Source organism: Ureibacillus yapensis, assembly GCF_003515775.1.
Taxonomy (GTDB): Bacteria; Bacillota; Bacilli; order Bacillales_A; family Planococcaceae; genus Ureibacillus; species Ureibacillus yapensis.
In genome coordinates this window covers 21871-35883 of the sequence record NZ_QWEI01000003.1, presented here as the reverse complement: position 1 = coordinate 35883, position 14013 = coordinate 21871, and the positions used below count along the sequence as shown (strand labels likewise).

Annotated in this window: 9 protein-coding genes; all 9 read right to left on the bottom strand. The window is 35.7% G+C overall.

The features are described 5' to 3' along the window. Positions 1 to 6: 6 nt before the first annotated feature. The 9 genes from D1B33_RS07760 to D1B33_RS07720 all read right to left on the bottom strand — a co-directional run bounded on the left by D1B33_RS07760 (position 7) and on the right by D1B33_RS07720 (position 14002). Entirely contained in the window at positions 7 to 3237 is a 3231-nt protein-coding gene (locus D1B33_RS07760) for a response regulator (protein WP_118875823.1), read from the bottom strand. 37 nt (positions 3238 to 3274) lie between these two features. Then, positions 3275 to 5344 carry an EAL domain-containing protein gene (locus D1B33_RS07755; RefSeq protein ID WP_118875822.1) on the bottom strand — a complete coding sequence of 690 codons (2070 nt, stop codon included), beginning with the start codon at positions 5342 to 5344 and terminating at the stop codon, positions 3275 to 3277. A 235-nt stretch (positions 5345 to 5579) separates the two neighbouring features. Beyond that, positions 5580 to 8543 carry an EAL domain-containing protein gene (locus D1B33_RS07750; protein WP_118875821.1) on the bottom strand — a complete coding sequence of 988 codons (2964 nt, stop codon included), beginning with the start codon at positions 8541 to 8543 and terminating at the stop codon, positions 5580 to 5582. A 469-nt stretch (positions 8544 to 9012) separates the two neighbouring features. Further along, entirely contained in the window at positions 9013 to 9426 is a 414-nt protein-coding gene (locus D1B33_RS07745; protein ID WP_118875820.1) for a PAS domain-containing protein, read from the bottom strand. 158 nt (positions 9427 to 9584) lie between these two features. Next, positions 9585 to 10040, bottom strand: coding sequence for a DUF2269 family protein (locus D1B33_RS07740; protein WP_158582941.1), 456 nt, complete (start codon positions 10038 to 10040; stop codon positions 9585 to 9587). 120 nt (positions 10041 to 10160) lie between these two features. Next, positions 10161 to 11063: an alpha/beta hydrolase gene (locus D1B33_RS07735; protein ID WP_118875818.1), complete on the bottom strand. Its 903-nt coding sequence runs from the start codon at positions 11061 to 11063 to the stop codon at positions 10161 to 10163. Between the two features lie 33 nt (positions 11064 to 11096). Next, positions 11097 to 11309, bottom strand: a complete 213-nt coding sequence (locus D1B33_RS07730; RefSeq protein ID WP_118875817.1) for a hypothetical protein — start codon at positions 11307 to 11309, stop codon at positions 11097 to 11099. 130 nt (positions 11310 to 11439) lie between these two features. After that, entirely contained in the window at positions 11440 to 12492 is a 1053-nt protein-coding gene (locus D1B33_RS07725; protein WP_118875816.1) for a zinc-binding dehydrogenase, read from the bottom strand. A 13-nt stretch (positions 12493 to 12505) separates the two neighbouring features. Beyond that, a complete protein-coding gene (locus D1B33_RS07720) occupies positions 12506 to 14002 on the bottom strand; it encodes an aldehyde dehydrogenase family protein (RefSeq protein WP_118875815.1) in 1497 nt (498 codons plus the stop codon). Between the last annotated feature and the right edge of the window lie 11 nt (positions 14003 to 14013).

Sequence of the window (14013 nt, the reverse complement as noted above, 5' to 3'; positions counted from 1 at the left end):
TTTTAATTAATATAACCATACTTTTATAAGAGAAATTAATTGGTCAGGCTCTACAGGTTTGGCAATGTAATCCGATGCACCAATTTGCAAACATTTTTCACGATCTTCTTTCATGGCTTTTGCAGTAAGTGCAATTACCGGTAGTTGTTCGTGCAGGGGATTTTCACGAATCTTAATAATTGCCTCATAGCCGTCCATCTCAGGCATCATGATATCCATTAGTATGAGGTCCACATCTGGATGCTGTTCCAATATTTTTAAGCTTTCGATTCCGTTTTCTGCAAAAACGACTTTCATCCCAGCTGTTTCGAGGACACTAGATAGTGCAAATACATTTCGAACATCGTCATCGACAAGAAGAATTTTTTTCCCTGTTAAACTATGTTTTGAGGTAACCAGCTGCATAACAATGTTGTTATTCTTTGTAGTAGAGCTTGATTCCACTAAATAATCTTCAAGCTCCGCAACTAACCTTTCGGGTGAGTGCTCATTTTTAATAATGATCGTCTGAGCAAATTTATTTAACTCCATCTCTTCTTTATAACTAATATCTCGACCTGTATAAATAAATATTTTTATATGTTGATTTGCAGGATTATTTTTTATTTGTGCTAATAAATCAAAACCGTTCGTATCCAATAAGCCTAAATCCAGTATCATACAATCGATCGATTCCACTCTTAAAGTTTCAATTGCTTCTCGTCCAGATGAAACAGCTGTAATGATAAAGTCCATATTTCCGATAAGTTCCATCAAGCTATTCCTTTGATTTAAGTGATCATCTACGATAAGTAACCGTTTAATACGACTCGTTTGTGTTGTTGGAGAAGGTAAAGTGCCTTCTGCATTTGTAATTTCACTTAGTAAAATTACACGGTCTTCAACTAAGGTAGCAGCAACTTCTACATTAGAACTTGGCATCGACTCTTCTATTTGTTTTAGTTCGTAGTCACCTACGTACAATGTAAATTTACTACCTTTTCCTTCTTCACTTTCAACGACAAGTTCTCCACCTAATAAGGCGGCAATTTCCCTACTTATTGATAAACCTAAACCTGTACCACCATATTTACGGCTCGTTGTGCCATCAGCTTGTTGGAAAGCTTCAAAAATTATATTTAGCTTATCCGTTGAAATCCCGATTCCAGAATCGACAACCGAGAAAGCGATAATTGGTTTCCCGTATTGTTCCGTCCGATTTGCATCTTCTGTTATCTTTAGCCATACATCGCCGTTATGAGTAAATTTGAATGCATTGGCTAGTAGATTTTGTAATACTTGTTGAATGCGTAATTGATCGCTGTAGATTGTCGGTTGTATATTTTCTTGTACTTCAACTTGGAAGTTTAATTGTTGATTATCGGCAACGGCTGCAAAATTATTTTCAACAAATTCGACTAAATCAACAATTTGAACATCTCCTGGAATAATTTCTGTTTTACCGGATTCAATTTTCGCTAAATCTAAGATACTATTAATTAAGTTTAATAAATCATTTCCAGATGAATAGATGGTTTTTGCATATTCCACCTGTTTTTCTGATAAGTTATCAGTTTGATTATCAGCCAACAACTTCGATAAAATAATTAAACTATTTAACGGAGTTCGTAATTCATGTGACATATTCGCTAAAAACTCAGATTTATATTTTGAGCTTAAAGCGAGCTGTTCTGCTTTTATTTCCAACTCTTTTCGGGCTTGTTCAACAATGCGATTCGCCTCTTCGTATTTCGCGTTTTGTTCTTCAAGGCGCTTCGCTTTCTCTTCCAACTCCACATTTGTCTGCTCTAATTCCTCTTGCTGCATTTGAAGTTTGATTTCAGATTGGCGTAAATTTTGAGTCTGTTCTTCCAATTCTTCATTTGTCGCTTTAAGTTCTTCCTGCTGGTTTTGCAATTCTTCGGATTGCGCTTGTATTTCTTCCATTAAAGTTTGGGATTCTTCAAGTAGATTGGCTAATTGGATACGGCCAATCACGCTTTCCAATAGTATTCCTAAATTATAGGCTAATTCATTTAAAAAGCTTTCATTCGTTTTATTAAATGCTTTTAGGGATGCTAGTTCTAAAATAGCCACACAAACACCTTCATATAGAATCGGTAAAATAAACACATTTTTTGGAGTTCCCCCACCTAAGCCTGAGGAAATATGCAAATAATCATTTGGTATTTCCGATAGGATTAAAGGTTTTTTTTCTATAATTGTTTGGCCAATTAATCCTTCACCTGGTTTAATTGTTTTCTTAATATTTCCATTCACTGCAAAAGTCGAGATGAGTTTATAATTAGCCGATTTACCATCAATATCTTTTACATAAAAGACCGCATTGTTAGCTTCGACTAATGGTATTATCTTAGAAAGCAATACACCACCAAGTGATTTTAAGTCATCTTTCCCTGTTAAACTTGTTGAAATATCCGCTATATTCGTTTTTTTCCAAGTTAACTCTTTTTCTTTTCTCATTTGATCTTGCAAAGTATCTGTTAGTTGGTTGAAGGATTTCCCCATTTCATCAAATTCATCGTTCCCGATAATTTGAACTTTTGTACCGAGGTCTAGCTGACCATTAGAAATATTACTCATTAAATCTGCCATTGACGACATGCGCCTTGTTGTCGAAAAAACAAGTTTGGAAAGAAGTGTGAGGATCACTAAAATTCCGATGGCTAAAATTAAACCGGTAATAATAATCTCAGATTGTAAATTTTTTATTGAACCCTCTAATGAATTGCTCAAATCTTCATCGAATGATTGATTAATATTTCTTGTTATTAAAGAAATTTTATTGTGAAATTTTTCCGAGTTGTTATTCATTAAAAGGATAGCTTGTTGTTTATTGTCATTTGCTAAATAGGCAAGAATTTGATTTACGTAGTTATCAAACTCATCATTTGCTTCCTTAAGGGAGTTAACTATTTCTTTTTGCTTAGAAGTGGTTGCACTTTCCTGTAATAAAAGGATACTCTGTTGAACCGTTCTTTGTTCAACTTGAATTTCAGCAAGAGTTTCCAGAATATCTTCTTCTTTTTCTTGTAATAACAAGTTTCTTAGCAAAATTCCTTCGTCCTTGATATCAACACGAATTTGACTTACTAAAATGGTAGAATCGAAATTAGACTTTATCACTTTATTTGCACTATTTAAATGAGAAATTTGTGTCCAACCACTACCTATTAAAATTAATAGTAAAACAGGAAGCGTGGTTAAACCAATCAACATTCTCGTTCGTACATTCATTTTTTCTCACTCCATAAATCATTTAAAAAAGAGTATTTTAATGCACCTTCGTCTCATTAATACTTGTTTCATAAACTAAAGCAATTGCTTGAACCCTGTCAGAAACATTTAATTTTGAAAAGATGTTTGTAATATGATTTTTTACAGTATGTTCACTAATAAATAGTTTTTCAGAAATTTCCTTATTGCTCAGTCCCTTAACAATTAAAGAGAAAACATCTAGCTCTCTAGTGGAAAGAGAGTATTCCATTTTAACTTTTTTAATCGATAGCGTGATGAGGCTTTTATTTATTCCTGTTTCCTCACTTATATCCAAAATTTCTACTTTTTCGTTGTTTTTAATCCACTGAGAATCAATTATACTGCTATTTTGTTTATGTTTATCAACATAACGAATAAAATCATTGGTTGATAAAGGCTTGCTAAATATGAATCCCTGAACTTCATCGCATTTAAATTCTTTTAGCAAATTTAGCTGTTCAATTGTTTCTACACCTTCAGCAACGACATTTAATCCTAAATTTTTCATTAAAGCTATTGTTGATTCAATTATAAGACGGCTATGTTTTTGAGGACATGTAATTTCTTGAATAAACGCTTTATCGATTTTTACAGTATCAAAAGGAAACTCTCTTAGATAATTGATGGAAGAATATCCTTTGCCATAATCATCAAGGCTAATATGTATATTCAATTCTTTTAACTGTTCTAAGGTCTGTTTCACACTATCTTTACTGCGTAAGAGTACCGTTTCAGTTACCTCTATTTCAAGTAGGGTTGGATCAACGTTAGTATCCTCCAGAATTTCTTTTATTTGTTCAATCAAATTACGTTGCAGAAAATGCTGTGCTGAAAAATTAACGGATACTCTTATGGATTTATTATAAGTCTCTTTCCAGTATGTAATCTGTTCGCAAACTTTTTTTAACACCCATTTATCAATATCAAGGATTAAATTTGTTTCTTCTGCTAAAGAGATAAATTCAATAGGTTTAAGTAGCCCCCACTTTGGATGATTCCACCTTATTAATGATTCAGCGCTATCGATTTGATAAGTTTCTAGATTGACCTTAGGCTGAAAAACAAGTGTAAATTGTTCTGATTGAATTGCTTTACGTATATCGTTCTGGATTAAGAAACGTCGATATGATTCCATATTCATACCTGAATGATAAACTTTATATTTGTTTTTGCCTTGCTCTTTTGCTCGATACAATGCTGCATCTGCATTTTTAAAAAGAGTACTTGTATCTTCTCCGTCATATGGGAAAATGGAAAGTCCAATACTTGTAGTTAAATAAAACTCAAAATTGTCTATATGTATTGGGGAGTTAAAACTATCTATTAGAGCTTCTGCAACTTCCAAGCATTCTTCTCGATTGCTTTTAGAAAGAATGATAACAAATTCATCTCCGCCAATTCGTGCAACGAAGTCCGTTTGTCTAACATTTTCAATAAACCTTTCGGAAACTTTTTTTAAAATTTTGTCACCCATTATATGTCCTAGAGAATCATTTATAGTCTTAAAACGGTCTAGATCTAAATACATTAATCCTAATGTCTCATTTTCAGTCTTGGACTCCGCCAATTTTTGAATCAGTACATCCTGAAACATTCTGCGATTCGGTAACTTTGTTAATCCATCATGATAAGCCATATGTTCAATTATCATATTTTTTTCTTCTAGTGCTTCAGATTGAGCCACGATTTTTTGATTCAATTGATAGAGTTCAACAAATCTTTCTACCTTTGATTTTAAAATAAGTGGATCAAATGGTTTTAAAATATAGTCAATTGCCCCCACAGAATACCCCATAAAAATATGTTCTGAGTCTAGGTTATTGGCTGTAATAAATAGGATGGGAATATTTTTTGTTTTTTCGCGTGCTTTTATAATTTTGGCAGTACTAAAACCATCCATTCCAGGCATTTGTACATCTAGAAGAATCGCTGCAAAATCATATTTCAATAAATATTTAAGTGCTTCTTCTCCTGAGAAAGCCTTGATTAAATTGAATTCATCTCTTTCAATAATCGCTTCCAAAGCCAATAAGTTTTCAGGTCGGTCATCAACTAACAAAATATTAATTTTGTTTGATGGATTCATCTTAGTCTCCCCTCTCCCATTTTTAAAAATAATTCTTAAGTAATACTAAGAATAACATATTATTCCTGAGTTAGGGAGTAAAGTTTTATAAAAATGAACATAAATATGCTAAATAAATAGGTCTAAAGTAATTTTACGTTTGATAAAATCTACTTTTTTGCCAGAAAAATATCTGATTACATCGGTTTTTGAATTAAATACAATGCAATCAGATTCTTAATTAGATTCTATACTTTTAAGCAATACTAGTAGCTTTCATTAAATAATAAAATTTATCTTCCTGTATTAAATCCGAATCTGAAACAAATGGATTTTTCTTTAGGTGCAGTGTAAATTTATTTAGAATTTTTAGCAGTTGGTCTCTATCTTTTTCGCTAATGGAAAATTCAATTCCATATTCGAAAAATCTATCTTTCACTTCATTTTTCCAAACAATAAAGCCATTCAAAGTTAGTGAATAATTCATAATGGTTGTTTCGAATTGATAATTTACATCCGGTCGTACTGGCAGTTCCATTGTTGAGATAATCCGAAGTCCACCAGGGCCTATATTATCGATAATTACTTCCGTTTTACCTAGATTCACTTCCTTGCCTTGAAAGGAAGTCAAAGTCATTTGGGAACTCAGAGGAAATAGGAGATCAATACGATAAAATGCTCGCCGATCCTTCAGGTGTGCTTTTTCCCTATTTAAAACTGGCTTTAAACTTCCCACTTTCAAAAAGGATGTAAATTTTACCTCTGTTACTGCTTCGCTGAATAGATAACCTTGTATTTCTTTACATTCTTGCTGCTTCAAGAATTCAAACTGTTGAAGAGTTTCAACACCCTCCGCCACAATATTCATTTCCATTCCTTTAGCCATAAACAATATCGATTTTATAATTATTTCTACTTTTTGGTCATTTCCTATTTGTTGAATAAAAGATTTATCGATTTTTATCGTATCAATAGAAAATTGTCTTATGTGTGCCAGGGATGAATAACCTGTTCCAAAATCATCTAATGCAATTTTAATGCCCATTTCTTTAAAAAATTGAATAGCGAATTCTATTTCTTTTTCATGTTCGAATAAGGTTGTTTCAGTAATTTCAAATTCCAATAAATTGGGATTGACATTGAATTCCTCTAATACATATAAAATAAAAGTTCTCCAATCACTTTTCAAAAATCTTTGGGAGGGAATATTGATGGAAATAGGTACAACTTGTAAATTTTCCTTTCTCCATTCTGAAATTAAGCGGCACACTTCCTTTAAGACCCAATCGCTAATATCATTTATAAAACCGCTCTCTTCAGCAATCGGTATAAATTCTCCCGGTGAAACTAATCCCCAAACAGGATGTCTCCAGCGGATTAATGCTTCAGCGCTAAGCAACTTACCTGAATTAGCTTGTACCCTTGGTTGGAAGTGAACTACTAGTTCGTTATTGTCAATTGATTTTCTTAAATCTCTTTCAAGTTCAAATGTTTTAAATGAGGAGATATTTAATTTTGATGAGTAGATATGATAGTTGTTTTTTCCATTTAATTTAGCCCGTAGCACAGCTGAACTCGTATTCTTAAGAATTTCTGTTGTCGTATTCCCATTTGCAGGGTATTCACTAATTCCGATACTTGTGGATAAATATAACTCAAAATCATTTGCTATAAACGGTAAATTTAAATGATTAATAATCTTATGAGCAATTGACTCTGGGTAATTTGACTGTTCATAATCCCAAATAACCAATCCGAATTCATCTCCACCTAGTCTTGCGAAAAAGTAGGAACCTGTCAGTAAATGATTAACTCTTTCACAAAATTGTTTTAATATAATGTCCCCTGTGTCATGTCCCAAGCTATTATTAATGTTTCTAAATCGATCTAAATCTAAGAACATTACAGTAAATTGTTTGTCTTGTTCAACAAGGCTTTCAATTTTTCGATTAAACGAAACGCTGTTCGGTAATTGGGTTAATATGTCATAATAAGCTAATTGATTAATTTTTTCTTCGAATAGTTTCCGATTCGTAATATTTGTCAGGATTCCATCGATTCGAATGACTTTTCCCTGATCATTAAATACAGGGATTGTCTTGTCTTGAATCCATACAATTTGACTATCTTTATTTAACATTCTATATTGTATTTCAAAACCCTTGCTATATCCCTTTAATACATTATTGTACTGCTCAGAATAAAAAGGTTGATCGTCTGGATGAATTAACTTTTCCAAAGCACCCTTTTGATAAAAAATATCAGAAGAATACCCGACAATTAATTCGATGCCAGGTGTAACATAGAGTATTTTATCCTGAATGGCATCGTATGACCTAATCCCTAATGATAAGTTATCGTAAATATGTTTGAATCTTTGTTCTGTTTCTAATAGTGCCCTCTCTGCTAGTTTTCTTTTAGTAATATCCTGTGTATTCCCTATAATTTTAATAGGATTTTCTGAAGCATCCTTAATAACCTCAACTTCTTCATGTACATAAACGATGGACCGATCTGCTTTTAAGATCCGATATTCGGTGGAATAACTATCCCCTTCTTTTTCTGCTTTAGTAAATAATTTTCTATATCTTTCAATATCATGGGCATAAACAAAATCCAATCCATCTTCAACCTTAGTTCTTGCGGATTCATTTTTATCTCTACCTGTAATTTCAAATAATTGTTTTGACCAGTAGACCTCCTCTTTCAAAATATCGTACTCCCAGGCGCCAATTTTTCCAACTTGCTGTGCCAATTCATATTTTGTCTTTATTGATTCTAAGTTTTCTGGATATTCATTAAATTTTGTAAGATCTTTGACACTGCCGTAAATACCAATTACATTCAACTCTAAGTCCATTAGAGGCACAAGTGTAACATGCATAATTATTTCATTTCCTTTAGAGAAACGCACCATTTCCTTAAAACTTTGGGATTCTCCCTCTAAAGCTAATTGAAATCGTCTATTAATCTCTTCATGAAAAAATACTTTCTTAAAATTCTCGGTAATATTATTTTTTCTGAATCCAAAAGCTGAGAGAAACGAATTATTGTACAAAGCTATTTCTCCTTCAAGGGTTAAGGTAAAAACCGGATCTGGATGGTTTTCAAATATACTATTAAATATAACTTCATTTGTCAGTGTTTGACTTTCATAAGGGGAAATCGTTTGTTTTCCGGTTTTATCTTTCTTTATTTTCGGTAAGATTGAAAATCCCATAAAAATTCCTCCTAGAAAATAGTTTAATAGTTAATAATTCGTATAAGTGAAACCCCCACCGCTTTTCGATTGATAGAGGTTAAAGTCAGCTTCTTTGTTGAATAATAAAAGAATTATTAAATGTTAACTGAGATTATTTTAAGAATAGACTGTTTGAATAAATATAAATACCACCGAGAGTTCTCATTTTTGATAGGAACCACTTCCTATTTTCACTATAGGTATAGGATTAAAATCAATTTGAAGGGTTTTATTGAATCTTCTTGCTTACTTTTGCGTGTATTAAATATAGAAATTTATGAGTATTGTGCGTAAATAATATTATTTTCAAAAACACAGTGTCGGATAATATGAATTTTAAATTGAAGTAAAATGTGTTGAATTTTATAAGTACGTTTATTACTAAATGAATAAAGGCAATTTTCCTGTATTAAAATAATGGAAAATTGCCTTTTATATTATATTTTCTTTAAACAATCGTAGCTTTTGCCCTGTCCAAAGATTTATCGTTCATCTTTATTCTTGAGAAATCATTTACCTTGCCGTAGACTCCAATGACCTTTCCCTGCTTTTTTAATGGCATGGCTTTTACAAAGATGTCTACTTTTTTGTTGTTTTTGTGGACAACTCTGGTTTGATATTCGAGTGATTCTCCTTGCAGAACACGATTCATATAATTGCTGATTCTTGGAATTTCAATCATAGGCAACAATTGAGCGACGCTCGTACCCAATAATTCAAACGAAGAATAGCCGCAAATTTTTTCGGTCGCGCCTTTCGTTTCGATAAAGAAACCATCTTCATCAAGGACGTAAAGTAAATTATTTCTAAAGTTCCCTGAATTGCTTAGTTGCATTTTACTGCATTTATATTTTCTGTACATGCTATAGCCTTTGCCTCCTCAGTTGATTAATAATAGATAGAATTTATGGAAGAATATTAGTCATTTTTTGGGTGTTTTCATTTTCCAGGTTGCTGTAGGTTCTTTTCCCTGTTTTTCAAATTTTAAACAAAAAAATCCAACAAATGTTTATTTTTTTATTATAAAGGTTTAAATACCATAAGAAAAACTAAAAGAATCAGTAATACATGGGCTGCCAAATTCAGTGGAACTGTTTTTTTGGCTATTCTAATATATTCGCTTGGCAAGTCTTCTCCTTCTGCCGTTTTTAAAATTTCCAGCATCGCTTTATCATAGCGTGGCAGTAAATACGCAACAATAGGTTGGGTAACCAAATATAAAACTATGGCAGTAATATACCAGCCTGTTGTAAATAAATACGGATGAAGGAACCCCATGATTAGCCCCGTCAAAAGCAGAGCGATGCTTCCTGCTTTCGCCAGTTGTTCTACTTTGGCATTCACCATATGAGCCGTAAACGCAGATTTTACAGTACGTGCACTTTTCATGATGTAAGGAGAGGCAAAAGTAGCGCCAAGTCCGCAAATCCCTCCCAGAATATGAATCAGCAATAACGTTTTAAAAAGTATATCCAAGATCCTCAACCGCTCCTTATTCGTTTACAGTATGTATACGTAGGACATGGTTGAAAAATTATTGCTTTTAAAAAAATATAGGCAAAAAAGAGCAGTACGATTTTCCTCTCCGGACTCGTACTACTCTTTTTCGTCTAGCAGAAATTCACTTGTAATGTCATAGCCGCGCATATAATCCGGCGATCCGGGAAAATTTTGCATAAAACCATGTATGCCTCCATCAAAACGAACGAGTTTCACTTTAACGCCTGCTTCTTTTAATTTTTCTGCATACAGTTCACCTTCATCACAGAACGGATCATATTCTGCCGTAAAGATTAACGTCTCCGGCGATTTTGCAAGAATTTCCTTATCGGTTGCAAATACAGAATCGTTCTCGTCGTTCTGTCCGGGACATAGCAATTCATTTTGTCCTTTTGTTAAATCAACGCCATATTTTGCATTATACAATTCTCTCGACTGATATTCGCTTCCCTTGATTTTTTCATTTAAATCAACGATTGGATAATGGAGCACTTGTTTTGCCAATTGAAAATCGCCCGTCTTAATCGAATGGATCACCACGGCAGTTGCAAGATGCCCTCCTGCACTTGGTCCGCCAACCGCAATATGATCCGGTCTTCCGCCAAGCTCTTCTGCATGCTCCACCACCCACTTAGTCGCACGATAGCAATCATTAAAAGCGGCATGTGCAGGTTGTGTTGATGATAATCGATAATCGACGCTGACGACTTTATAGCCGGATAGTTGGCAAAGCAACCGGCAAGAAACATCATAGGATTCCAAATTAGCGGAAATCAGGTGTCCTCCCGGAAAAAATACGAATAGTGGATAAAATTCTTCTTCATCATCTGGTGTATATATCCTTATTGAAATCTGATTTTCGTGGATCTTAACCGTACTTTCATCGACCTTTAACACATTTGGCCTTTTATCCAGTGGTGGAACTTCTATAGAAACTCCTTTAAAACGCCGTTCCGGATGTTGTTTGAAATATTGTTCAATATAATGATGGAGGGGCATCGATTTACTCCTTTCCGCGCATTTTTATAAGTGCTATATCTTATTTCGATAATAAGCCGAAATTTGAATGACCCGAACATTTTTCGTATGAAGTTCATGGTAAATTCCCCGGCTATCCGTAAAGGAGGTATATTGGTCCCGTTCCTTTTGAATTAGCTCTACGGCAGCTTCTTGGCTTTCCATATGGATAAACCTTCGTACATAATGGTTTTCATCGAAAAAATAGGTTACTTTAAATTCTTGCATTCAGTAAAACTCCCAAAGTTTTATTACGTTTTAGCATAACCAATTAAAGAATGAACTATGATGCAGAAATTTATGAAGAAGAAAAAACTGTAGATTAATCGATAGTACGATCAATCTACAGTCCACAACTTTATACGCCTACCGCATTATTGCTAAATTCCGTCACAATATAGGTCCCCGAAGTATTGAAGCTGCTCATTTCTTCAAAGATATTCGTTACATCGGATAAAGCAATTTGTGCCGTCACCATCTTGCCTGGCGTAATTTTCCCCTGCAGCACCAATGGCAGCAACGAATCAAAACGGTGATTCGGCATGCCCAATGTTCCGATAAACTGTATTTCCTGCATGACCATTTGGTCGATTGGCAATGCTACTCTTCCGCCTTCTACTTTGGTCGTGACACCGACTTGCAAGTGACGGCCGCGTTTTGCCAAGCTGTTAATCCCATTTAAGCAAGTATCCGCAATGCCAAGCGCGTCGATGGAGACGTTTGCCCCGCCACCTGTAATGTCTCTGACTGCTTCGACCGGGTCGACTTCCTTACTATTGATCACAACATGGGCACCCATTTGTTTAGCAAGTTCCAAATTCTTCGGATTAATATCGACCCCAATGACGGTTGCCCCGATGGAAGATGCAATATTTATGGCGTTCAAGCCAACGCCTCCACAACCATAGACAACGACCCACTCGCCTGGCTCTACTTTTGCCCGATCCACGACGCCATGGAAAGCAGTCATTAAACGGCAACCCAATGCGGCCCCATCCAAAAAGGTGATTTCTTCCGGTAAATGAATGATATTTCGGTCCCCTAGTGGAACTCCTACATATTCTGCATAGCCTCCGTCATAAGTCGAACCAGGAATAAAGGAAGAATGGCAAAGGTTCGAGTGTCCCTGTTGGCAATATGGGCACGTGCCATCACTGCCAGAGAAAGGAACAATCACGCGATCGCCTTTTTTAAAGTTTTTAACATTCTTTCCTACCTCTTCAACCACTCCAGTAAATTCATGGCCAAGAATTTTTTGCGAGATCGGAATATCCCCAGCCCAATAATGCCAGTCACTGCGGCAAACCCCATTCGCTTTGACCTTGACGATTACCCCATTTTCATCGATTGTCGGATCGGCTACCTCTTGTACAGATGCATTTTTAACGCCTTCGATAACCAATGCTTTCATGAATGTACACCCCTTATCCTAATTTAATGGCAACACTTTTGATTTTTGTATATGCTTCGATGCCTGCCAGCCCCATTTCAGAGCCAATACCGCTTTGCTTAAAGCCTGTCAGAGGGATATTATCATCCGTTAAATAATATTCGTTCACCCAAACGGACCCGGCATTCAATGATTCAATCATTGTGTGAGCTGTTTGTAAATTTGTTGTCCAAACGCCGGATGCAAGTCCATATTCTGTTGCATTGGCGCGTTCGATCACTTCTTCAATTGAATCAAAAGGAATGATGCAAAGGACAGGACCAAAAATCTCTTCATAAACTGCCTGGCAATTTTCATCCAGTCCCTCGATAATTGTCGGCAGATAGAAGTTCCCTTTTGCCAACTCTTCGTCGTCAGGGCGTTTTCCGCCTGTCAAAATGTTCGCGCCATCTTTTTTCGCCAACTCTACATATCTTTCAACCGTTTCGACTTGTGATTCTGACACCAGCGGCCCCATATGCGAGTTTGGATCCAAAGGGTCCCCAAGGACGAAACTTTCCGCAATTTCTACAAGCTTTTCTTTCACTTCATCATAAACGGCACGCTCAATGTATAATCGGGAACCTGCCGCACAAACTTGCCCCGTGTTCATGAGAATCGCTGTAATGGCACCAGGGACAGCCTTGCTTAAATCGGCATCCGCGAAAATGATGTTCGGCGACTTCCCGCCCAGTTCAAGCGTGATTTTCTTCAGTGTATTCGAAGCCTTCTCCATAATTCGCTTCCCGACAACAGTTGAACCGGTAAATCCGATTTTATCGATATCTGGGTGTGAGGTAATTGCTTCACCGAGTTTTCCGCCTGAACCCGTCACAATATTGACAACACCAGGAGGGAAACCTGCTTCCTCCACCAGCTTGCCAATATATAAAGTAGAGAGGGACGTTTGCTGGGAAGGCTTTAACACCACTGTATTTCCTGCAGCAAGCGGTGCTGCAATTTTCCAGCAGGCCCCAAGTGCCGGGAAGTTCCATGAAGTAATTTGTCCACATACACCCAGCGGTTCACGTTTCGTATAGGCATGGATATTTCCGCCACCTGAAAGCTCCACCGTATCGCCGTAAAGTTTCGTTGCCCAGCCCGCATAATAACGAACATGATGTGCTGCGTTTTGTGCGAAGGCACCCGCAACAGCCTGTGTACCGCCATAATCAAGCGAATCCAGCTGCGTGATCACTTCCAAGTTCTCTTCGATTAAATCCGCCAGTTTGTTTAATAATCTCGCTCTTTCTCTTGGAGCCGTTTTTTTCCAGCCGCCTTCGAATGCGCGTCTTGCTGCATGGACCGCCAAATCGACGTCTTCCTCATCCCCTTCATAAATCTTTGCCAACACATCATTCGTTGTGGGATTGATGGATTCATACACTTTCCCATTGGCCGCCGGAACCCATTTCCCGTCAATAAACATCTCCTTTGTTCCACTTAAAAAATCTTGAACCTTCCCATTGATTGATAAAGTAGTATTCACCATTATTAATTCCT

Coding starts and splice junctions, on each gene's coding strand:
- D1B33_RS07760 (WP_118875823.1), bottom strand. CDS start 3,237: ATGAATGTACGAACGAGAATGTTGATTGGTTTAACCACGCTTCCTGTT.
- D1B33_RS07755 (WP_118875822.1), bottom strand. CDS start 5,344: ATGAATCCATCAAACAAAATTAATATTTTGTTAGTTGATGACCGACCT.
- D1B33_RS07750 (WP_118875821.1), bottom strand. CDS start 8,543: ATGGGATTTTCAATCTTACCGAAAATAAAGAAAGATAAAACCGGAAAA.
- D1B33_RS07745 (WP_118875820.1), bottom strand. CDS start 9,426: ATGTACAGAAAATATAAATGCAGTAAAATGCAACTAAGCAATTCAGGG.
- D1B33_RS07735 (WP_118875818.1), bottom strand. CDS start 11,063: ATGCCCCTCCATCATTATATTGAACAATATTTCAAACAACATCCGGAA.
- D1B33_RS07730 (WP_118875817.1), bottom strand. CDS start 11,309: ATGCAAGAATTTAAAGTAACCTATTTTTTCGATGAAAACCATTATGTA.
- D1B33_RS07725 (WP_118875816.1), bottom strand. CDS start 12,492: ATGAAAGCATTGGTTATCGAAGGCGTTAAAAATGCATCTGTACAAGAG.
- D1B33_RS07720 (WP_118875815.1), bottom strand. CDS start 14,002: ATGGTGAATACTACTTTATCAATCAATGGGAAGGTTCAAGATTTTTTA.